Source organism: Candidatus Methylomirabilis sp. (genome assembly GCF_028716865.1).
GTDB lineage: Bacteria > Methylomirabilota > Methylomirabilia > Methylomirabilales > Methylomirabilaceae > Methylomirabilis.
Window position 1 is genome coordinate 38971 of record NZ_JAQUOY010000014.1, and the last position, 18706, is coordinate 57676.

21 protein-coding genes and 1 pseudogene are annotated in these 18706 nt (G+C 59.2%); 8 read left to right on the forward strand and 14 right to left on the reverse strand.

Features of this window, described 5'->3' with window-relative positions; genetic code table 11:
* Positions 1-71 precede the first annotated feature (71 nt).
* Positions 72-389 carry a hypothetical protein gene (locus tag PHV01_RS07130; RefSeq protein ID WP_337290464.1) on the reverse strand — a complete coding sequence of 106 codons (318 nt, stop codon included), beginning with the start codon at positions 387-389 and terminating at the stop codon, positions 72-74.
* Between the two features lie 108 nt (positions 390-497).
* Here PHV01_RS07130 and PHV01_RS07135 point away from each other — a divergent pair, with 108 nt between their 5' ends.
* Together PHV01_RS07135 and PHV01_RS07140 are read left to right on the forward strand one after the other, a co-directional pair.
* On the forward strand, positions 498-935 hold the full coding sequence (locus tag PHV01_RS07135) for a bis(5'-nucleosyl)-tetraphosphatase (RefSeq protein WP_337290465.1): 438 nt from the start codon (positions 498-500) through the stop codon (positions 933-935).
* Positions 936-1047: 112 nt separating this feature from the next.
* A complete protein-coding gene (locus tag PHV01_RS07140) occupies positions 1048-1188 on the forward strand; it encodes a hypothetical protein (protein WP_337290466.1) in 141 nt (46 codons plus the stop codon).
* A gap of 26 nt (positions 1189-1214) precedes the next feature.
* Here the strand turns inward: PHV01_RS07140 and PHV01_RS07145 are convergent, their stop codons facing one another.
* The 6 genes from PHV01_RS07145 to PHV01_RS07170 form a co-directional block, all read right to left on the reverse strand.
* Positions 1215-2480: an FAD-dependent oxidoreductase gene (locus PHV01_RS07145; RefSeq protein ID WP_337290467.1), complete on the reverse strand. Its 1266-nt coding sequence runs from the start codon at positions 2478-2480 to the stop codon at positions 1215-1217.
* A gap of 43 nt (positions 2481-2523) precedes the next feature.
* Positions 2524-3480, reverse strand: coding sequence for an MOSC N-terminal beta barrel domain-containing protein (locus PHV01_RS07150; protein ID WP_337290468.1), 957 nt, complete (start codon positions 3478-3480; stop codon positions 2524-2526).
* A 155-nt stretch (positions 3481-3635) separates the two neighbouring features.
* Complete coding sequence (locus PHV01_RS07155) at positions 3636-4325, reverse strand: HNH endonuclease (RefSeq protein WP_337290469.1); 690 nt, start codon at positions 4323-4325, stop codon at positions 3636-3638.
* 114 nt (positions 4326-4439) lie between these two features.
* Positions 4440-4676 carry a hypothetical protein gene (locus tag PHV01_RS07160; RefSeq protein ID WP_337290470.1) on the reverse strand — a complete coding sequence of 79 codons (237 nt, stop codon included), beginning with the start codon at positions 4674-4676 and terminating at the stop codon, positions 4440-4442.
* Between the two features lie 65 nt (positions 4677-4741).
* On the reverse strand, positions 4742-6550 hold the full coding sequence (locus PHV01_RS07165; RefSeq protein WP_337290471.1) for an aldehyde ferredoxin oxidoreductase family protein: 1809 nt from the start codon (positions 6548-6550) through the stop codon (positions 4742-4744).
* Entirely contained in the window at positions 6550-7041 is a 492-nt protein-coding gene (locus PHV01_RS07170; RefSeq protein ID WP_337290472.1) for a 4Fe-4S dicluster domain-containing protein, read from the reverse strand. Before PHV01_RS07170 ends, PHV01_RS07165 begins: the two co-directional genes overlap by 1 nt.
* Before the next feature lie 247 nt (positions 7042-7288).
* On the opposite strand from PHV01_RS07170, the gene PHV01_RS07175 reads away from it, so the two are divergent.
* The 4 genes from PHV01_RS07175 (at position 7289) to PHV01_RS07190 (ending at position 11168) form a co-directional block, all read left to right on the forward strand.
* A complete protein-coding gene (locus tag PHV01_RS07175; protein ID WP_337290473.1) occupies positions 7289-8827 on the forward strand; it encodes an ATP-binding protein in 1539 nt (512 codons plus the stop codon).
* Positions 8824-10215: a sigma-54 dependent transcriptional regulator gene (locus tag PHV01_RS07180; protein ID WP_337290474.1), complete on the forward strand. Its 1392-nt coding sequence runs from the start codon at positions 8824-8826 to the stop codon at positions 10213-10215. Before PHV01_RS07175 ends, PHV01_RS07180 begins: the two co-directional genes overlap by 4 nt.
* 74 nt (positions 10216-10289) lie before the next feature.
* The gene (locus PHV01_RS07185; RefSeq protein WP_337290475.1) at positions 10290-10793 is read left to right on the forward strand and encodes a permease; all 504 of its coding nucleotides are present in this window, start codon (positions 10290-10292) and stop codon (positions 10791-10793) included.
* Between the two features lie 72 nt (positions 10794-10865).
* A complete protein-coding gene (locus PHV01_RS07190) occupies positions 10866-11168 on the forward strand; it encodes a Smr/MutS family protein (RefSeq protein ID WP_337290476.1) in 303 nt (100 codons plus the stop codon).
* Here the strand turns inward: PHV01_RS07190 and PHV01_RS07195 are convergent.
* The 4 genes and pseudogenes from PHV01_RS07195 to PHV01_RS07210 form a co-directional block, all read right to left on the reverse strand.
* Positions 11165-11872 (reverse strand): type 1 glutamine amidotransferase, encoded by a 708-nt coding sequence (locus tag PHV01_RS07195; RefSeq protein ID WP_337290477.1) that lies wholly within the window; start codon positions 11870-11872, stop codon positions 11165-11167. The genes PHV01_RS07190 and PHV01_RS07195 overlap by 4 nt on opposite strands.
* A gap of 155 nt (positions 11873-12027) precedes the next feature.
* The gene (locus PHV01_RS07200) at positions 12028-12462 is read right to left on the reverse strand and encodes a heme-binding protein (protein ID WP_337290478.1); all 435 of its coding nucleotides are present in this window, start codon (positions 12460-12462) and stop codon (positions 12028-12030) included.
* A gap of 56 nt (positions 12463-12518) precedes the next feature.
* Positions 12519-12644 (reverse strand): annotated as a pseudogene (locus PHV01_RS07205) (type II toxin-antitoxin system VapB family antitoxin); the annotation flags it as partial.
* A 130-nt stretch (positions 12645-12774) separates the two neighbouring features.
* Positions 12775-13239 carry a GNAT family N-acetyltransferase gene (locus tag PHV01_RS07210; protein ID WP_337290479.1) on the reverse strand — a complete coding sequence of 155 codons (465 nt, stop codon included), beginning with the start codon at positions 13237-13239 and terminating at the stop codon, positions 12775-12777.
* Positions 13240-13640: 401 nt separating this feature from the next.
* Between PHV01_RS07210 and thiI the strand changes: the two genes are divergently transcribed.
* Positions 13641-14822 (forward strand): tRNA uracil 4-sulfurtransferase ThiI, encoded by a 1182-nt coding sequence (gene thiI / locus PHV01_RS07215; protein ID WP_337290480.1) that lies wholly within the window; start codon positions 13641-13643, stop codon positions 14820-14822.
* 20 nt (positions 14823-14842) lie between these two features.
* Here thiI and PHV01_RS07220 read toward each other — a convergent pair whose 3' ends face one another.
* Complete coding sequence (locus PHV01_RS07220) at positions 14843-15229, reverse strand: cytochrome c (protein WP_337290481.1); 387 nt, start codon at positions 15227-15229, stop codon at positions 14843-14845.
* Between the two features lie 206 nt (positions 15230-15435).
* Here PHV01_RS07220 and PHV01_RS07225 point away from each other — a divergent pair, with 206 nt between their 5' ends.
* Positions 15436-16347, forward strand: coding sequence for a branched-chain amino acid transaminase (locus PHV01_RS07225; protein ID WP_337290482.1), 912 nt, complete (start codon positions 15436-15438; stop codon positions 16345-16347).
* A 31-nt stretch (positions 16348-16378) separates the two neighbouring features.
* On the opposite strand, the gene PHV01_RS07230 is transcribed toward PHV01_RS07225, so the two are convergent.
* Complete coding sequence (locus PHV01_RS07230) at positions 16379-17347, reverse strand: UDP-glucuronic acid decarboxylase family protein (protein WP_337290483.1); 969 nt, start codon at positions 17345-17347, stop codon at positions 16379-16381.
* A gap of 10 nt (positions 17348-17357) precedes the next feature.
* Complete coding sequence (locus tag PHV01_RS07235; protein ID WP_337290484.1) at positions 17358-18701, reverse strand: UDP-glucose/GDP-mannose dehydrogenase family protein; 1344 nt, start codon at positions 18699-18701, stop codon at positions 17358-17360.
* Positions 18702-18706: the final 5 nt, after the last annotated feature.

Sequence of the window (18706 nt, forward strand, 5' to 3'; positions counted from 1 at the left end):
GACAGAAGTCAGGGAGAAACGCTGGGCCGAAAAGAGATAGACGAGACGGGCTGTCGCCGGGCTAAAGTCAGCTAGGGCTGCGGGAAGGCGATGATGATCGAATCCAGCGAGAGGACCCGATACTCCTCGTTGTTCCTGTAGAAATAATGCCCCTCCACACCTTCGGAGGCCTCCTCGAAGGCGACAATCGCCTCTGGCGGCGGCATCTCCCGGAAGGAATTCGACCCTTCGTCAAAACCGTCGCCGGCCATCACAACCTGGCCGTATCGGATGGAGGCGCCACGTGGGCAGTGAACTGTCAGCGTATCCGGCGGTTCTCGAAGCATCCGGACTACCAGATTGATGCCATAGACTTTAAACGGCGGGCATGAAGCCAACCTTTCGCTCATGTAATATGATATAACATAATGGGTGGCCTAAGGAAAGTAGAAAATGGCGCCGATTTCAGGCGCTCGTATTCGTGGCTGAGTGAACGGATGGAACAGGATTGAGGTGATATGGCGCGCGAGATCTCCGCGGGGGTAATCCTATTCAGGCAAGCGCCAGAGCCGCACTACCTGCTCCTCCATTACGGGTCAGGCCACTGGGACTTCCCCAAGGGACACATCGAACCTGGCGAAGATGCGCAGCAAACGGCCATACGTGAGCTGAAGGAGGAGACCGGAATCGCCGAGGTCTCCTTTGTAGATGGCTACAAACAGACGCTCCGATATTTCTTCCGACAGAAAGGGATCGGGATCTTCAAGACTGTCATCTACTTCCTTGCAGAAACGGATCAGTCCGAGGTCAGCCTTTCCCATGAACATATCGGTTTCGACTGGCTTCCTTATGACCTCGCCATGAGTCGGCTGACCTTCAAGAACTCCCGGGATCTCCTAGCCAAGGCCCATACCCACCTGCAAACAACCCAGTCAGCGATACGAGGCGATCGATAATCATGCCTTGTTGCCTCGCCCTCTGAGTACTCAGGCTAGGGTCGCGTCCACCGGCCAGAGGCGGAAACAGGGCAAGAAGGTCCCCATCCTTGAGTGGAGTATCTTCGTCGACTTGGAGGCCGTTAATGAGGATCATCGTGGGGCGCGGCTTGGGAATACCGAGTTGGTCGACCACCTGTCCGACCGTCGCCCCATCGGCACACTCCATGGTCGCCTTGTGGCCCTGGGAGCCTTTCGGCAGGTACTGAGATAACGCGGCGTACAGCGCCACCTCGATCTTCACACCCTACCGGCCTTTTTGATCGCTCGCAGAACAGTTCCCCAGCGGATGGTGGATGGCGCCAGGTGGTCCGGCTTCAAGGTAAAGGTTGTCCGGGTCCGGATCATGTTGTGGAGGATCCCAGCATCCTCGAAGTCGCCCACCAGCATCGCGCCCACAAGCTGTTCCCCTGTGAAGATCAGCTTGCGGTAGGTCTGCCTTCCGTCGTCACGGACCTCCCGAATCTGATAGCCCGAACCAACCTTTGGATTCCACAGGCCGATTGAGGCGATCGGGGTGTCAATGACTGTCGTGACGTTCATGGCCATTGACCCCTCATATGCGGTGGACACCCCGGCCATATTCAGCCCGGCAATCCTGCCTTGGTTCAGCGCTTCAGGCCAGATGGCGTTCACCGCTCGCTTGCCGCTGAACATATCTACCGTCTCAGCGACGTCGCCCGCGGCATAGATCCCATCCAGGCTGGTCCGCTGGTAGGCATCCACAAGTAGACCGCGGTTCATCTTCACGCCGGTCTCGCTGAGAAAGTCGAGGTTGGGCGCGACGCCAGCAGCCATCACCAGAAGCTGGCACGGAAACACCTCTCCACTGTCAACCTTCACCCCGGTGACGTGACCATCCTTGCCCAACAGTTCCGTCGCCCTGACGCCGCACCTGACCGTTACCCCGGCTTCCCGAAGCGCTTCCTCCGCCATCACAGCCGAGACCGCGTCGGCCATGGCCGGCATCACGTGCGGCATCTGTTCGATGACGGTTGTCTTCAGACCGCGACGAGCAAACGCATCCACCACCTGAATCCCGATCAGGCCGGCGCCGATCACCACGGCCTCTTTCGCGCTGGGGATCGCCGCGTCAATCTGTTTGGCGTCATGGTTGGTGATGCAGGGGTAAATGCCTTGGAGATCCGTCCCCGGGATCGGTGGCATCACAGCGTGAGAGCCCGACGCCACCAGCAGGTTGTCATAGGCCAGATTCTCGCCGTTGCTGAGCCTGACTCGGCGGACCGTAGGATCGACGGCGAGAGCAGCGACCCCCATTATCCCCCGCACCTTCATCTGGTCAAAATAGCCATCGTCCCGCATCCGCATCCCGTCGTAGCCGACCTCACGAGAAATGAAGTGCGTAAGACCAACCCGCGAGTAGAGCGGCATCGGTTCTTTGGAGACGACTGTGATCGGGCAGTCCTTATCCACTCGCCGAATCGCCTCAACGGCTGCCAAGCCTGCCGCACTCGCCCCGATGATGACGTGATGAAGCTTACCCATAGTTGAGTTCCCTGAGTTTCATTGTACCAGCCCTCAACTGGCGCTAAGTAACTGAATGAGGTGCGAGTTCCACTGGATCGCCCGTGCCAATGCTGCCCGCCTCAATGACCGACGCGTACACCCCTAGACACTGATTCGCTTCACGGACGATCGTTCGCAGCACCGATGGATCGCGCGGTAAATCCGCCTGGGCGTGCATCGGCATCGCGCAACGGATCGTGGGAAGTTCACCTTTAACGACGAGATTACCGATACGAATCGCCCGGCCAACCCAGTCGTTCTCCACGGCGCCAATCGCAGACTCGGTGTCCACCAGTACGTTGGGTCTGAACCGCCTGACATCCCAATTGGCGGCCGGATTCAACTGCGACATCAACTGTAACGTGGACGTTGTCAGCACCTGAATCGGGAAGAGATCGAAATACGTGCCAGGCGGCGTGTAATACTCCCACGCGACTGGAGGAACGCCGGATAAATCGGGCAATGGTTCCTCTGGTTCGCGCCCCAGCGCCGTCCGCAATTCCTTTGCGACCGGACCGCGGAGGATGAGCCGTTGCAGTAGGCGACGAGCCGGTCGATACGCCCAGAGTCGGCCAAGCAAAGCGGCGCCTGGCTCGCGTCTACGGTAATACGCCGTCTCTGCGGCCGGCTGCACCGGGCGGAGGGTCACGGACCGTCCGATCAGCTCCGACAAGCGCTGCGAGGCAGCCGGCGAGTCGCTGGAGACGGTGACGCCGTCGGGGAGTGTGATGTCCACGTGCGGAATGTGGTCGGCGCGTGGCTCTGCGCGGTACATCGCCGAGCACTGCATCAGGATGGGGTGGCGCTTCGCGTTATGAATCTCCCCGGTCGCCTCATCTCGAATCGCCCAACCTCGATCGCCCCATAATCCTTGAGTGCCCACGTGACCACGATCGAGCCGCTCGCCGATCATGGACTTCACCGGGTATCGCCAGATCTCGCGGACGCGCCCAATCCCTATGCTGACCTCCTTGCTCACCCCCCATGTCATGGAAGCGTTCTGAGATATCTTTCTGTGGTGCTTTACGGAATACTTCAAGAAGGCACTCAATGTGGCGAATGAGCTACTCCCCACAGTTGTAGGGTTGCACAGACTAGAGAAACGTCGGCTCCACCCGTCAGCTAGGCAGCTCGTCAAAGAATTCGGTCATGCTTCACCAAATTGTGCCGTGCGCACAGCAATTGAACATTAGCTTCGGTTAACGAAGTTCCGCCCTTCGACCACGGCAAATCGTGATCGAAGTGGAGTTCATCCGAGGCACCGCACACGACGCACTTACCACCGTCACGCTTCCAGACAGTAAGCTTGACCGCGGTTGGGATGATTCGACGACGAACCGGAGTCATACTTGGCGGTACGCTGAAATCTTCCTCCCCCTCGACGGCCACCAGGCGAAACTTGAATACTAACCGATACTCGTCCCGTTCCTGCCAGGAATCTATAAGGTGGAAGATGCCATTGTAGGACCAGATTCCCACATGAATTTTCTCGTACACTCGAACTCTCTCGGGCTGGCGCCGTCCTGCCTTGGCGTCTTGAGCTGCCTTGTGAAACTTGCCGTTTTGCGTCAGGTTACCCGAAGGATAGTGCTCCGGCTGATCGACTACCTTCGGGTTTGGGGAGGAAGACCCACGCGGCTCGTCATGACCCTCGTAGATCAATGTCGTGCCCCCGTCTTCAAGCCGGTCGCGGTAGGGGGCATTCCGTCGGACTGACATCAAAATAACAGAGTGATTGCCACCGAGACCGAAATTCATTCCTTGTTGAAGACTTGTACCTTCTCGTCGGCACATTTCGATATAGGGAATGATGTTGTCTGCCATAACTTGAACCTGACGAGAGGTTTGGCGCCGTGTTGCTTAGCTACTGAGTATGCTGGTCAGCATATCCCGGTCCCCAGATCTCTAATGAGAGCGATAATGCTGCCGCTTAGGGTACTAACCACCCGGGAACCCTCGGGTGCCGTTGATGAGCAGCGTTACCTGGTCGAATGGGGTGAGCGTTGTCTTCAGACCGTCGAGAAGCGCGATGTTCCGATCGTTGACCAGGACCTCGATGTCCTGCTTGAGCTTTTCCCCCTCAAACACGAACTCCCGGAATGCGGGGCGCATGACCTGCCTCAGCGCTTCCAGGAGTTCTTCCACCGTTCCGGCATCGATCCCGAACGTGGCCATTCCTGCAGCCCTCCGGATCGCCCCCAGGAACCTCACCTCAGCCATAAAAGATAGAGTATAGGGTTTTAGGGTGTAGGGTAGAGGCCTAAATCCCTCAGTTTCTCTGGCGTCGGCACGCCTTGCGGGTCCCAGCCTCGAAGGCGATAGTATTCGGGCAGCATTTCGCCGAGGCGGGCCACCTTGCCCTTGGCCGGGCCAGCCGGAATCGGCTCTTCCAGGATGCGACGGGGTAAGGTATCGTCTTTGGCGCTGAAACCGGCCTTGAGGTTGAAGAGCCGCTCGAGGTTCCAGATCCGCTCGCCGATCTTGACGACTTCCTCTTCCGTATAGCCAGCATTAGTCGCCAGCTCCAACATGGCATGCAGATCAGCAGGCCCCAGGGCGAAGGTGGTAAACACACAGGTACCGGTCGAATCGACGAAGGCGGTGGCGTCCTGGGACGCCTTGGCCAGGGCGGCTTTCCCTTCGGTGGAGAACGGATCCATCTTCCGAGGAACGCCGAATACCTCGGCCGCGATGGTGTAGCCGCGCAGGTGACAGGCGCCCCGGTTGGAAGTGGCATACCCCAACCCGATCCCCTGGGCCCCTCGTCCGTCGTACGCAGCGAACGCCTGCTGTTTGACCCCCATGAACAGCTCAGGGTGGCCGTACCGCTCAGCGAGCCGCGCACCGCCCAGCGCGAGCAGTGCGCCAAACCCCTCCCCCCTGCCCAGCTTCTCCGTCATCTCTACTAGGGCATCCGCGTCGCCGAAACGAAGCGAGCGGCCGATCTCGCGCTCCGGGATGTAGCCCCGCTCGAACAGCTCCATGGCGGTAGCGATGGCCACACCCGCCTCGATAGTGTCCATCCCCAGCTCATTACACAGGTAGTTCGCCTTGGTGACTGCCGCCAGATCGTCCACGCCGGTCATGGCGCCAAGACCCCAGACAGTCTCGTATTCGGGTCCTTCGCCCGACCCCTTGAACGTTCCGGCCTTGACCTCGGTGACTCGCGCGCAGGCAATGGTACACGCAAAGCAGCCCTTATTCCGGATCAAGATCTCCTCATGGATAGTCTCGCCGCTGATTTTATCGGCGCCGGCAAACTGGCCGAATTGAAAGTTGTTGGTCGGCATGAAGCCATGCGCGTTGATGACGTTCACGATCCCTGGCGTGCCGTACGTCGGCAAGCCCTCTCCCGAACCGTGATCTGCCTTGAGCTTCGCCACGGCCGTCAAACAGGCCCGCATAAACTCTTGGGGATGCGCGACCTTCACCGACCGAGTGCCCCGAAAGACCACCGCCTTCAGGTTTTTTGAGCCCATCACGGCGCCCACCCCGGATCGCCCTGCTGCCCGATGTTTGTCGTTGATAATGCAGGCGGTGAGGCTCAGCGTCTCACCCGCCGGTCCGATGCTCAAGATCTTCGCCTCGGCGCTGGTGGCCGCTCGAAGGGCATCCTCGGTCTCGTGCGTGGACTGCCCCCAGACCTGGGCGGCGTCCCGAATCTCCACCCGGTCGTTGTTGATCCAGAGGTAAACGGGATGCGGCGCCTTCCCCTCCACGATCACCAGGTCATACCCGGCGTACCTCATCTCCGCGCCGACATACCCGCCGGAGTTGGAGCAGGCGATCGCGGCGGTAAGCGGCGACTTGGTCACCGCCATGTACCGGCCGCCTGTGGGGGCGTTCGTGCCGGTGAGCGGACCGGTGGCGAGGATCAGTTTATTGGCCGGTCCAAGCGGATCGAGCCGTGGATCGATTTCATCGTACAGGATCTTGGTCGCTAGGCCCCGGCCGCCGATGTAGGCCCTGGCAAGTTGCAGATCCAGCGGCTCTTTCGTCACGCTGCCGTTGCTCAGGTTGACCCTGAGGATCGTCCCGGTCCAGCCCATCAGCCTGCCACTTCCTTGTAAACTTCCTTCATCCGAAGGGCGGTAGCGGCCTGCTTGGCCTTGGGGCCCGCATCTTCATCGGTGAAGAGCAGCGCCTTTGGCGTGCAGAACTTCACGCACTCCGGATCGCCGTCGATAGAGAGGCAGAGATCGCACTTCTCGGCCTTGCCGTGATCCGCATACAGCTCTATCGCCCCGAACGGGCAGGCCAGGACGCACATCTTACAACCGACACATTTGTTGTCGTCCACGTAGTACGCCATGTAGTCGTCGTTGCGAAGGATAGCGGTGGTGGGGCAGATCTTCGCGCACCAGGCTTCGCTGCATTGGGTGCAGGCGGTAGGGATGTAGACCGCCTCTTCAAGAAAGATGCTGACCTTGATGCGCGATCGAGTGGGGTTAAACTCGCCGGTGTGCTTCACGGAACAGGCCAACTCGCAGGCCCGGCAGGCGGTGCACCGTTCGGGGATAATGCTAAGGACCTTCGCCATTCCCACCTCCGTCTACTCTGATCGGATTACGATTCCCTTCATCTAACTCCACGCCATCACCCCTGTCAAGGGGATTCAGGGGGGTCGCGACTGGGGCTATGCGAGCGACCCCCCTGCCCGACGGATGATAGGCAAGAACTCGACAATTCCGCTGCGCGTTCACCACGCTGGGCAAGCACGAGGCCTGCCCCTGCACGCCATAACTTTCCCTTGACGCCGCTGAAGCAGGACGGCTAAAGTCTTAACCATGAGGTTCCAACGCAAGTTACTACTCGGCTTCGCGCTCATGGTTGTACCGGTTCTGCTGATCAGCGCAGAGGCCATCTGGAATAACCGGGAGGAACGAGCAGCCCTTAGGGCGCTCGGCGAGAGTATGGCGAGAACCCGAACGTATGCCGATCTCGAAACGGTCCTGTTCCGCCAAAGTCGCCAAATCTGGGGGTTTCTCACCGGGACGGACCATGAGGCGCAGGCGGAGTTCTTCCGGCTGGAGCCGGAGATCGAGGAGCGCCTCCGCCGGTGGAAGCTGACACTGACACTCGATGAAATGGATCTCGCCACAGACGTCGAGCAGCTCCACACCCAGATGTTCGATGTTGGCAAGCGAATCATCTCCCTGTACCAGGCCGAACAGCGAAAGGCAGCGCTGACCCTGGCCAATACGGAGTTAAAAGGCCGGCTCCTGCCCGCCCTCAGCGCGAAAAATAAAGAGGTGTATGGCGCAGCCCGCGCACACAGTCTGCAACGGGCCTACGCCAGGCTCGAGGCGATCCTGCAGACGGAACAGCGGCTGCTCTCATTGGTGATCCTGCTGTCCTTGGTCCTCGGGGTGGCCGCCTCGGTCCTGATCTCCAGGGGGCTGGCGCGTCCGATCCATCAGCTCAAGGCGGCAATGGAGGTGGTGGGAGCAGGTCGCCTGGATCACGAGGTAGCGGTCCATTCGCAAGACGAGATCGGCGAGTTGGCCCAGGCGTTCGCCGGAATGACCGAGAACCTGAAACGTTCCCATGAGTCGATGGCCTGGCTCAACCACGAGTTGGAAGCCAAGATCAAGAAGCTGGAAGCGACCCAGACGCAACTCATCCAATCTGAAAAACTGGCCTCCATAGGCGAGATGTCAGCCGCAGTCGCTCACGGCCTGCGCAATCCCTTGGCGAGTCTTCGGGCCGCGGCCCAAGTCGCCCTTCGTCACGTATCCGATGGACCTGTAGCGCAGGCGCACTTGAGGATGGTCATCGCCGAGGTGGACCGACTGGACCGCCGCATTACTCATCTGCTCAGCTTCTCCCGACCGGGACCTTTTCGTCCCATGCCGGAACAACTCCCGAGGCTGATTGAGGGTCTCGTGCCCACATTCGCCGGGCCGCTCAGGGATCGTGGTATCCGGCTTGAGATCGACCCGATGAACGACCTGCCGGAGGTCTATATCGATCCTATTCAGGTGGAGCAAGCGTTGAGTGAGATCCTCTCCAATGCGCTTGATGCTATGCCCGAGGGCGGGTCTGTCACGATCCGGGGGTACCGCGAACCGGAACACGGCACGTCAGAATCCGTGGTCCTGGAGATCACCGACACCGGGGATGGGATCGCCATACCACTGCTCCCGTCGGTCTGTGATCCATTCTTCACGACAAAGGCGGATGGGACCGGCCTTGGTCTCGCCATTGCCAAACGGTATGTGGCGCAGAATGGCGGTCATCTTGACATCACCAGCGCGCCAGGAGCCGGAACAACGGTAAGGATTACACTGCCGGCCGTATCGAGTGACCGGGACAGGATCGCATGAACTCCTCTACGCTGTTGATTGTGGATGATGAGCGCACCCTTGCCCGCTCGATCAAACTGTTCATGTCCGAGCAAGGGTACGAGGCAGAGGTCGCTGAGAACGCCGATAAGGCGCTGGATCTGCTGGATCGCTTCCGTCCGGACCTGGTTTTCCTCGATGTCTGCCTGCCGGGCACAAGCGGCATCGAGCTGCTGAGAAGAATCAAAGAGTTCGACCGCAATATTGCCATCATTGTCATGACCGCCTACGGCTCGATTGAAGGGGCGGTGGAGGCGGTCAAGCTGGGGGCGTTCGACTATATCAAGAAACCGGTTGACCTGGATGAGCTGAAGCTGCTGGCTGACCGGGCGTGTGAGAGCTCCCGGTTGCGGCAGGAGCTCTCCTACTACCGGGAGCGAGAGGTCCGGGAACTTCCCTTCATGGGGATCATCGGCAAGTGTGACGCGGTCCGCGACATCATCGCGAGGATTCGGCAAATCGCCGCCTTAGAGGAGCCCCCACCCATTCTGATCGCGGGGGAGACGGGAACCGGAAAGGGGCTGGTGGCGCGTACACTGCACCGCCACAGCCGGCGGGCTTCACGCTCGTTCATCGAGATCAACTGCACGGCGTTACCTGCCACGTTGATGGAGGCGGAGCTGTTCGGGTACGAGCGGGGAGCGTTCACGGACGCCAAGGAATCAAAGATGGGCCTGTTCGAGGCCGCTGATGGAGGCTTCCTCTACCTGGACGAGGTGGGGGACCTGGAGCTTGCACTGCAAGGCAAGCTACTGCGAGCCGTCGAAGAGGGGGTGATCCGCCGGGTCGGAGGGCTACGGGATCGACGGGTCGATGTCAACATCGTTGCCGCCACTCATCGGGACCTCGAACATGAGGTCAAGGCCGCACGATTCAGAAAGGACCTCTACTATCGGCTCGCCGTCATCACCATCGATCTTCCACCGCTTCGCGAGCGTGGCGAAGATATTCTGATGCTCGCCACCCACTTCCTGGATACATTTAACGCCAAGTACGGCAAGGCGGTCCGAGCGATCGACGACAGGGCGGTCCGCATCCTGTGCGAGTATCCGTGGCCTGGCAACGTTCGCGAGCTGAGTCACGTCATCGAGCGGGCGGTCCTGTGGAGCCACGGGGAACGCCTGTCTGTTGAACAGCTCTCCCTGGCCCCTTCACCGCAGATCACGCCGTCCGACGCTCTGCCTGCTGCTGGTCTGACCCAAGGGGCTCTCCCACCGGAGGGGATCGATCTGGCGGCGTGGGAAAGGTCGTTGGTTGAGCAGGCGTTACGGGAAAGCGGCGGCAATAAGACCAAAGCGGCCAAGCTGCTCCACCTCAGCCGAGACACCCTTCGCTATCGGCTGAAGAAGTTCGGCCTCTCCCGGCCCTGAGTCGTCATCAGGCCTTCGACCAAGGGAGGACTGGTTTGTCCGACAAAGCGGATATACCGAGGGGGAAAAAGACAATGGATACCGACGTCCTTGTCATGGGAGGGCTCACCATCCTGATGGTCGCGTGGGCCTTTACGAAAGGGAAGGATCTGCCGCTGCGGGGCTTTCAGGTGGGGTTTGGGCTGCTCCAGGAGGTCTGGCTTCCATTGCTGCTCGGCTTCTGTCTGGCCGGCCTCTTCGAGGTGCTCGTCTCCCGAGAGCTGCTCGTCAAATGGATGGGTGAGGAGTCCGGCTTTCAGGGCATCTTACTCGGATGGCTGGTGGGCCTGCTGATGCCCGGCGGGCCGTATGTCGTCTTCCCTTTGGCAGCCGCGCTCTTGAAGGAGGGGATAGGGGTCGGGCCGCTGCTCACCTTCATCACTGCCAAGTCGCTCCTCTCGCCGATACGGATGTTCACGTGGGAGGTCCCGTTCCTCGGCTGGGCCTTTGTCACGGCCAGGACGGTACCGAGCCTGCTCCTGCCCCCAATCGTCGGCATCATCGGCCAGCGACTCTTCACCCTGTTTTCCCGATTGTAACCTGGCGCCCGGAACACACCCATGACATGACTGCCGCTGCGAACTCGTGAGACAACGGGCCAGGATGATGACGTGAGAACTGCGCCGGATCAGCCGTTCGAGGAGCCGGTGAAGCTTCCCATCGAAGAAGCCCTCGACCTGCACGCCTTCGCGCCGAGGGAGATCGCCTCGGTGGTCGAGGAATATCTATGGCAGTGCCATCAGGCAGGAATATCGGAGGTCCGCCTGATTCACGGGAAGGGTACAGGTACGCAGCGGGCGGTCATCAGGCAACTCCTGATGAACCATCCCGATGTTCTGTCCTTTGCCGATGCGCCGCCGCAGACCGGGGGATGGGGAGCAACTGTAGTCCGCCTTAAACCGCCCGGCAGTTAGCGTAGGCTCTCACAAAAGCGCGAGAAGAGAATCCGGGCCCGCCGATTAAGTGCGTCGATCCGTGCTGGAAGCTGTTCAAGGATCGTATCGGGCCGGATATAGTCCTTGACCCCTTCAAGCTCCTGCGTAAAGGTCCTGACCCAGTCGGAGACCATCGACGCCGTGACCTCGAGGTGAAACAGCAGACCGTAGATATTGCGACCAATCGAAAAGGCCTGGCACTCATAGAGCGCTGACCTGGCCAGATTGATGGCCCCAGGCGGCATGTCGAAATACTCGCCATGCCACTCGAACACCTTAATCGACGCAGGGAACCCGCCGAACAGCCGATCGTGTCGCGCCGCCATGGTGAGATGGACCGGGTACCAGCCGATCTCCTTGCGCGGCCCTTGGCGGATGGTCCCGCCGGCCGCCTTGGCGATGAGCTGCGAACCGAGACAGATGCCCAGCGTGGGAAAATCAAGCGCCAGCGCCTCCTTCAGGAGTCGATCCTCTGTCCTCAACCACGGGAAGTCAGCTTCGTCGTTGACACTCATTGGCCCGCCCATGACCAGGAGCCCGGAATATGGCGAAAGATCACTCGGGACTTGATCGCCATCGTACAACCTCACCGTCTCCACGGGCCGTTTCTGCGCTTGGAGCACGTCCAGGAAGATGCCCGGGGTCTCACACCCGATGTGCTGAAAGACCAGGAGTGGTTTCATTGCAAAGGATCTCCATCGCGGAAGGGGTGACCTGCAGGATCCCCGCTATATTTACCGTTCGCCCTGAGCCATGTCGAAGGGCAATATTACCGACGTGTTCTACCCGTGGTTCGACAGGCTCACCACGAACGGCTCGTGCGGGTGTTGATGACTCCCTATGTTCGCCATGGGTGGTCTGGAAGATCGGACAGTCCAATGACCTCAACGCCGGCCTTGGCGACAAGATGGTCGTTCTCAACCGAACTGCCGCTTACTCCAATCCCTCCAATAAGGATACCGTCTCTGTTCACAATGGGAAGCCCTCCAGGAAAGGTAATTAAGCCTTCATTGGAGTGCTCAATCCCAAACAGCGGACCGGCAGGCTGAGAGAGCTTGCCGATTTGACCCGTGGGCATCCCGAAGAAACAGGCAGTCTTAGCCTTTTTGATCGCAATATCGATACTTCCGACCCAGGCATCATTCATCCGAGCAAAGGCTTTCAAGCTGGCCCCGGAATCCACGACCGCAATACACATCTGGGTGCTGATTGCCTCAGCTTTTTTCATGGCAGCCTCAACGGCTTGCTGCGCTTCTTCAAACGTCACATGCATGGTCGTCTCCTCCCATCAAAGCCTGTTGTAAGGCGCGGTAGTTAGCGCCCACGATGACGAGTACTCTCCATCGCAATCAGGGCCTCCAGCCCCCGCCGGATCAAGGCGGTCTTCTCGCTGACCCCGGTCAATTGCTCGGCCCTCTTCAGGAGCGAGTCATCGATACTGAGCGTGGTTCTCATATGCGTCAGCCTGCATTAGCCATGCAGACTCATCAAGGCTTCGGATAGCGCTAACGTCATGGCGACGTGCCGCGCGTTCTTTTCGCGTCGGTCTCGATCGGCGTGGGCTGCACGGTATCAATCTCTGGTCTCATAAACTCAGGCGGAATGGAATCATCTGGGAACGAATAAAGCCAGCCCGTCCGTAGAACCGCATGGCTGAACTGTTCGTGGCGTCCGTGAGCAACGTAACACGACTACAGCCAGCAGCCCGCGCTCCACTGATGGCCCCATGCAGTAACCGCTCGCCGATACCCTGCCCGCGCCGACTCGGATGCACAATCATATCCTCAAGCCACGCCGCGCGACCGCCCTCGGCTGTGCTCACGGTGAAGAGGATACTCACCATGCCCACGATCCTGTCCCCGTCAGTCGCGCAATAAATGCACCCAACCTCCGGCTGCTCGACAATGAGACGAAGCCCACGCGCCTGCCGCTCGGTATCGGGCTTGAAGTCGGCCTCCTGCGCGAACAACAGCAAGAGCAAATCGCAAAGCTGGGTGACATCAGCTGTGATGGCCTGTCTCACGCAAATCTTATCGATCGGATATTGCATGATGCGTAGTGCGGCCCAATTATCGATTAGCCTAGTCAGACTATCAGTGTTAGGCTGGTCGGCCTATTACGTCCTTGGAACTCCAACGATTGCCGAGATTCTCCAGCCGTTCTAGGGACTTGTCAAGGGTTTCCATAGAAAATGTCTGTTGCGTTATCGCGTCTTGCGTATGCCCCATCTCAAGGCCCCGGTAGTGGGTGTAGGGTGTAGTCGGGTTAGGCCGTTATGGCCGTAACCCGACGGCTCGCAGGAGGATGTCGGGTTACGCTGCGCTAACCCGACCTACGCTGAAGATACTTTACAAAAGGGAGTAGGGGGGATTTCGATTGCCGATCACGGGGAACGTGTTAGGATGGGAGAGCAGAAGGCCAGGAGGCATTGTGAAGAGTGGAGGCAACGCGATGGTACGACCATCGGTAAAGGGCGCCCTCATCCATTACCACGAGATCGCCCTCAAGGGGAAAAATCGAGGCTTCTTTCTGAGGCAGCTTGAGGCCAATCTCCTGCTGGCCACGCGTGATCTCGATTGCGGCCCGCTCCGTCGGCCTGCCGGTCGGCTATTCTTGGAGATGCGCGAGGAAACCTCGTGGGAGGTCCTGCGGCAGCGGCTGAGCCGGGTCTTCGGAATTGCGAACTTCTCCCCCGCCCTCGCGATGGCGCCGGACCTGGAGCTGCTCGCGAAGCGGATCGAAGAGGAGGTCTCGAGCCGTGCATTTCGTAGCTTTCGCGTGGCAGCCCGTCGCGCCTTCAAGACCTTTCCACAGACCTCCCAGGAGATCAACGAGACGATCGGGGCCAGAGTCAAGCACATCTCTGGCGCCAGCGTCGATCTCACCAATCCGGACCTGACCATCTACATTGAACTGCTCCCCGCAGAGGCGTTTGTCTATTTCGAGAAGTGCTTGGGTCCTGGGGGCTTGCCGGTGGGGACCAGCGGGACTGTCGCGTGTCTGCTCTCAGGCGGGATCGATTCGCCGGTTGCGGCCTACCGGATGATGAAGCGCGGCTGCCGTGTCGTTTTCGTCCACTTCCATAGCCAGCCGTTCGCCGACCGAACCTCACAAGACAAAGCGATCGAGCTGGTGCGACTGCTCACCCGGTACCAGTTTGCCTCTCGCCTCTACCTGGTGCCCTTCGGCGAAATCCAGCAGGAGGTGGTCTCTCGCGTCTCGGGACGCCTGAGGGTCCTTGTGTATCGGCGGCTGATGCTGCGGATCGCCGAACAGATCGCCCAAAAGGAAGGCGCCCAAGCTCTGGTGACCGGTGAGAGTCTCGGCCAGGTGTCGTCACAAACTCTTGAAAATATCGCCGTCATCGAGCAGGCATCCACCCTGCCGATTCTGCGCCCCTTAATTGGAATGGATAAAGACGAGATCACACAGCAGGCGCAGCAGATTGACAGCTACGATGTCTCTGTCCTCCCCGACCAAGACTGTTGCTCGATGTTTCTACCAAGGCAGGTGGCGACGCACACGACTCACCGCGAGGTCGAACTTGCCGAGCGCCCCCTTGACCTGGACCGACTCGTGGCGCAGGCACATCCTACTGCGCACTCCCTTGAGCTGTCGTTTCCCAGTCGGTAGAGGCACGTTGCAACGTGCCTCTACTTCTTCGGTTGGTACTTCGGGACCGCCGCTGCGCGGATGAAGGCAACGATCTCCTTGATCTCCTTGTCGTTAAGCATGTTGCCGTAGCCGGTCATCAGCGGGCTTAGCTTCTCGGCTGCGCTGCCGTTCTTGATAACATTGGTCAATTGCGCGTCGGTTCTGGCATTCATATACGTCCCGTCCGTAAGGTTCCGCGGCTTGGGATTCAGAGAAGCGGCTGCCAACCCGTCTCCCTTACCCGCTGGGCCATGACACGGAACACAAAAGGTCATAAACTTCTCCGGAGCCTTGAGCTCGGCGGCGGCCGGCACGGCTGTCCAGGCCCCTGCGGAGCTCACGGCTAACGCAGTTAACAGAATCACTCGAACAGTCGCTTTTCTCACCCTCGCTTCCTCCTGTAAAGTGGTTCTCACCCATCGCATGCAAGAAGTAACTGCCATTCTTTGGAAGTTTGCGCTCCAGATTGTCCTATGTCAAGAGGAAGTTAAGCTGTTCTTAACAAGCCCAAAATCTGTTGACTTTTCATGTGATTCCGGCTAGGTTGAGCCCGGTATTCAGGTATTGCTTAGTGAGCAGAGAAAGGGCCACAATGACGTACGCCTATTTCAATGGGCAGTTCGTTCCGCTTGATCAAGCCAAGGTCAGCATCCAGAACAATACCTTCCAGTACGGGACCGGCATCTTCGAGGGGATCCGGGCCTACTGGAACCTGGAAGAGCGGCAGCTCTACCTGTTCCGCATGGTGGAACACTACGTCCGATTGCTCAGGAACTGCCGAGTCCTGAAGCTCAATATCGGCAAGGACGAGAAAGAGTTATCGGAAATCACCCTCGAATTGCTCAAGAGAAACCACCCCGAAACCGACACCTATATCCGGCCGATTGCGTATGTCGATTCCGAGGGGATCGGCCCAAAGTTCATCGGCTATTCCGCCGGTTTCGCCATGTACACACTGCCGCTTGGCGACTACATCGACGTCTCAAGGGGAATCAAGGTGGGCTTTTCCTCCTGGCGCCGAATCAATGATAACAGCATCCCGGCCCGTTGTAAGGTGACCGGCGGCTACGTCAACTCCGCCCTGGCCAAAACCGAGGCCCTCGAACATGGCTACGATGAGGCGATCTTCCTTACCGAGAAGGGCTTTATCTCTGAGGGATCGGCAGAGAATATCTTTCTCATCAGGGGGGGGAAGTTAATCACACCTGCCCTGTCCGAGGATATCCTGGAAGGGATCACCCGCGAGACAGTGATCGAGCTGGCTCGGGAGGAGTTGGGCATCGAGACGATCGAGCGGCCCATCGGCAGGACTGAGCTGTACGTTGCCGATGAAGCGTTTCTCTGCGGAACGGGGGCACAGGTCTCGCCCATGATCGAGGTGGACAAACGGCCGCTGGGTACCGGCAGGATCGGACCGATTACCTCAAAGATTCAAGCGCTCTATTTCGACGTGGTCAAAGGAAAGCAGAAGAAGTACGCTCACTGGCTGACGCCAGTCTATTGAAGAACAGGGTGTAGGGGATGAGGTAGAGGGTTTAGGAAAAACCGGCCATTTGCTTGCGGAAATACTCGATAGTAAGCGCAAGCCCTTCAGCAATCTGCACTTTTGGCTCCCAGCCGAGTGTCGCCCTTGCCAGGCCAATATCCGGTTGACGGACACGAGGATCGTCCAGCGGTAACGGGCGAAACTCAATGCCTGCGGTGAACCCTGTCGAACCAGTGGACGATCCGCCAACCACCTTCAGGACCATGTGGGCCAGCTCAAGAACCGTGAATTCCTTCGGGTTCCCGATGTTTACCGGATTAACCTCATTCGACATCAGCAGGCGGTACAATCCCTCAACTAAATCAGAGACGTAGCAGAAGCTTCTGGTCTGCGATCCGTCGCCATACACCGTCAGGGGCTCGCCGCGGAGCGCCTGGTTGATGAAGTTAGACACAACCCGACCATCGTTGGGCCGCATCCGTGGGCCGTACGTATTGAAGATCCTGGCGATTCGGGTGTCGAGGCCATGATACCGGTAATAGGCCATGGTCATTGCCTCGGCGAACCGCTTCGCCTCGTCATACACTCCGCGTGGGCCGACCGGATTCACGTTTCCCCAGTACTCCTCCCGCTGGGGATGGCTGATGGGATCGCCGTAGACCTCTGAGGTCGACGCCAGCAGGAAATGGGCGCCTTTGGCCTTAGCCAGGCCCAGGGCCTTGTGCGTGCCAAGAGAGCCGACTTTAAGCGTCTGGATCGGAAGGCGTTGATAATCGACGGGACTGGCAGGAGAGGCAAAATGGAGCACATAACCCAGCGGGCCTTCGATGTACAGGTACTCGGTGACGTCCTGCTTGATGAAGCGAAAACGTTCATGCCCAATCAAGTGGGCGACGTTGTCCATCCGACCGGTGATCAGGTTATCGAGGCAGATAACCTCATGTCCTTCCTCAATCAAGCGGTCGCACAGGTGGGAACCAAGGAATCCGGCGCCTCCGGTGATCAGCGTGCGAGGCATAGAACCCCTTTCATCGTCCGATCGCCAGATATTCGAACCCCATGGCCTTCATCTTCTGGCGATCGAATAGGTTCCGGCCATCCAGTATCAGGGGTCGTCGCATGAGGCTCTTGACCCGTGTGAGGTCAAGGTTGGCAAACTCTTTCCACTCCGTCGCCACGACCAGCGCATCGGCACCAGAAGCTACCTCATACGGATTCTGACAGCAGACGAGCGAAGGGAGTTGCTGTAGCGCCCTCTCCATCGCCTTTGGGTCGTAGGCCTTGACGGCCACGCCTTCCGCCAGAAGCCGATTGATGAGGGCAAGCGCGGGGGAGTACCGCACGTCGTCCGTATCCGGTTTGAAGGCCAGCCCCCAGACACCGACAACCTTTTCCTTCAGGATCCAGAGCTGATCCTTCAGCTTCTTGATCGCCTGCGCAATTCTCGCCTGGTTGATTCGATCAACCTCTCGCAGCAGGCCAAAATCGTATCCGCACTTCTCTGCAATTTTGACGAACGCCTGAAGATCCTTCGGGAAGCAAAACCCTCCGAAGCCGAGCCCCGCGTTCAAGAAGGCGCGTCCGATCCGCCGGTCGAGCCCCATCCCCTCCGCTACCAGCTCAACATCAGCGCCAACCAGCTCACACAGATCCGCCACGCTATTCATGAAGGAGATCTTTGTGGCCAGAAATGAGTTCGAGGCGTGCTTGATCAACTCAGCACTCTTGATGTCCGTAACCAGGAATGGCACGGGTCGGACTTTCTCGCACTTACTGTGAATCGGACAGGTGAAGGCGCGGTGAAGAATCGGCTCGTACAACTCCCTGAGCAGCCGCTCCGCCCGAGGATGCTCTACCCCCACTACGATCCTGTCGGGGTGTAGAAAATCCTCAACAGCAGAACCCTCGCGAAGGAATTCGGGGTTGGAGGCGACATCGAACCGTTCGTTAACGCCTCCCCCATAGACCTTGAGCGTCTTCTCAATCCACATCCCGGTTTGAACGGGCACCGTGCTCTTCTCTACCACCAGCTTGTAGGCAGACGACAACTCCCCGATCCGCCGCGCCACCTGCTCCACCGCTGAGAGGTCCGCGTCTCCATCTTCCAGTGGCGGCGTCCCGACGCAGATGAAGATCACCGTCGCGGCCTCGATCCCTTCCTTGAGGTCGGCGGTAAAGGACAGACGACCCGCCCCCCGGTTACGCGTAACAAGGTTATCGAGGCCAGGCTCGAAGATGGGCAGTTCGCCCCGCTTCAGAGTCGCGATCTTCTCCCGGTCGTCGTCCACACAGACCACGCGATGACCGATCTCCGCGAGGCACGCTCCGGTGACAAGGCCGACGTACCCCGTCCCCACGATGCAGATCTCCACTAGCC

Excerpts from the sequence above, each read along its gene's own strand:
- PHV01_RS07130 (WP_337290464.1), bottom strand. The coding sequence starts at position 389 with ATGAGCGAAAGGTTGGCTTCATGCCCGCCGTTTAAAGTCTATGGCATC.
- PHV01_RS07135 (WP_337290465.1), top strand. The coding sequence starts at position 498 with ATGGCGCGCGAGATCTCCGCGGGGGTAATCCTATTCAGGCAAGCGCCA.
- PHV01_RS07145 (WP_337290467.1), bottom strand. The coding sequence starts at position 2,480 with ATGGGTAAGCTTCATCACGTCATCATCGGGGCGAGTGCGGCAGGCTTG.
- PHV01_RS07155 (WP_337290469.1), bottom strand. The coding sequence starts at position 4,325 with ATGGCAGACAACATCATTCCCTATATCGAAATGTGCCGACGAGAAGGT.
- PHV01_RS07160 (WP_337290470.1), bottom strand. The coding sequence starts at position 4,676 with ATGGCCACGTTCGGGATCGATGCCGGAACGGTGGAAGAACTCCTGGAA.
- PHV01_RS07165 (WP_337290471.1), bottom strand. The coding sequence starts at position 6,550 with ATGGGCTGGACCGGGACGATCCTCAGGGTCAACCTGAGCAACGGCAGC.
- PHV01_RS07170 (WP_337290472.1), bottom strand. The coding sequence starts at position 7,041 with ATGGCGAAGGTCCTTAGCATTATCCCCGAACGGTGCACCGCCTGCCGG.
- PHV01_RS07175 (WP_337290473.1), top strand. The coding sequence starts at position 7,289 with ATGAGGTTCCAACGCAAGTTACTACTCGGCTTCGCGCTCATGGTTGTA.
- PHV01_RS07180 (WP_337290474.1), top strand. The coding sequence starts at position 8,824 with ATGAACTCCTCTACGCTGTTGATTGTGGATGATGAGCGCACCCTTGCC.
- PHV01_RS07185 (WP_337290475.1), top strand. The coding sequence starts at position 10,290 with ATGGATACCGACGTCCTTGTCATGGGAGGGCTCACCATCCTGATGGTC.
- PHV01_RS07195 (WP_337290477.1), bottom strand. The coding sequence starts at position 11,872 with ATGAAACCACTCCTGGTCTTTCAGCACATCGGGTGTGAGACCCCGGGC.
- PHV01_RS07200 (WP_337290478.1), bottom strand. The coding sequence starts at position 12,462 with ATGCATGTGACGTTTGAAGAAGCGCAGCAAGCCGTTGAGGCTGCCATG.
- PHV01_RS07210 (WP_337290479.1), bottom strand. The coding sequence starts at position 13,239 with ATGCAATATCCGATCGATAAGATTTGCGTGAGACAGGCCATCACAGCT.
- thiI (WP_337290480.1), top strand. The coding sequence starts at position 13,641 with ATGGTACGACCATCGGTAAAGGGCGCCCTCATCCATTACCACGAGATC.
- PHV01_RS07225 (WP_337290482.1), top strand. The coding sequence starts at position 15,436 with ATGACGTACGCCTATTTCAATGGGCAGTTCGTTCCGCTTGATCAAGCC.
- PHV01_RS07230 (WP_337290483.1), bottom strand. The coding sequence starts at position 17,347 with ATGCCTCGCACGCTGATCACCGGAGGCGCCGGATTCCTTGGTTCCCAC.